This is a genomic window from Nitratidesulfovibrio oxamicus, assembly GCF_015731765.1.
In the GTDB taxonomy this organism is placed as follows: Bacteria; Desulfobacterota; Desulfovibrionia; order Desulfovibrionales; family Desulfovibrionaceae; genus Cupidesulfovibrio; species Cupidesulfovibrio oxamicus.
This window is the reverse complement of the sequence record NZ_VRYY01000583.1, coordinates 1-1250: the sequence shown is the minus strand read 5'-3', so window position 1 is coordinate 1250 and position 1250 is coordinate 1. Positions and strand designations below refer to the sequence as shown.

General features: G+C 63.6%; 1 protein-coding gene and 1 pseudogene. One reads left to right on the top strand and one right to left on the bottom strand.

What is annotated here, in order from left to right; genetic code table 11:
• The coding region (locus FVW20_RS15880) for an ATP-binding cassette domain-containing protein (RefSeq protein ID WP_196610365.1) at nucleotides 1-332 on the bottom strand (332 nt) is incomplete at its 3' end.
• 323 nt (nucleotides 333-655) lie between these two features.
• On the opposite strand from FVW20_RS15880, the pseudogene FVW20_RS15875 reads away from it, so the two are divergent.
• Nucleotides 656-1250 (top strand): annotated as a pseudogene (locus tag FVW20_RS15875) (methyl-accepting chemotaxis protein); the annotation flags it as partial.

Below are 1250 nucleotides of genomic sequence, written 5' to 3'. Positions count from 1 at the left end.
CCCGCCTCGCGCGCTGCCTCCAGCACGTGGAAGGCCGCCAGCGCCTCGCCCTCTGCCCCAAGCCCCCCGGCCACGATGCCGAACACCGGGCCGGTCATGTCCACAGGCACCTCCTGCGGCATGCTGCCAAAGCGCATGCCCGGCGTGCGCACCACCTCGCCAGCGTCGGGGCGCAGGTCACCGGCCATCAGGCGCAGCAACGTCGATTTGCCCGCTCCGTTGCGCCCCACAAGGCAGATGCGCTCGCCCTGCTCCACATGCAGGGTGGCCCCGTCCAGCAGCTTGCCGGTGCCGAGGTTGAGCGTGACGTCCTGAATGCCCAGCAATGCCATGCGAGTATCCCACCCAAAATATATGTTTCTGCAAAAACACCGAACAAAAAATCGCGTTTCCGAACAGATGATCGAAAAGAGTCCGCAAGCAACCGGATATAGCGTTCAATCAATCAGTCTAGCTCGCAACCGCCCCCTGAGCAAGCCGGACAAAACAAGTCCACAAAATCATACGATACCGGATCGTTATCACCCAGGCGCAAAAATATACGTAAGTATGTGCTAACATTGACACGTTTGCACAGCAAGAGATAGATGCAACACTGCCGCAGCATCACGCGCCATGGGAAATGGCGCACACGCCACAACCCCATGGGGTATCCATGCGCCACATTTCTTCACAAACTCTGTTCTGTGCCGTAGGCACCGGCCTTCTTGCCGCCGGGGCAACCATTCTTGTACCACTTGTCTCGGGCACGCTCTCCGTATCGCACGGTATTTCCAGTCTGGCCGTGGCCTGCATTGCCGCGGTCGGCCTGCTGGTGTGCCGCTGTTGCGGACAAACCGCCGACGCGCGCCTGCTGCACGATACGACCCTGAAGGGCGAGACCACCTTCGGGAATGCATCCCCCGCCATCGCAGAAGCCGCCGCCGCCATCGCCGCCCTGCGCGACGAGGCGCTGCGCAACGCCGCCGCCGGGCAGGCCATCCTTGAAGCCCTTGACGGACAGGATGCGCAGCCCCCCAAAAACGCCTCCCTTTCCGCAAATTCCGCCAATTTCACGGACAGCGCCGTCCCCTATCTGCTGCTGGATACAAAGGGCATGGTCACCTGCGCCTCCCCGACCCTGCTGTCCCTGTTCGCTGCCGGCACCACGCCGCCCGCCCTGCCCGCCACCCTTGAAGCCGTGGGCCTGCGCCCCGCACCCACGGACAGCGCCGCCGCGGGACTCTTGCGCAACCTCCGCGAGGGCCGGG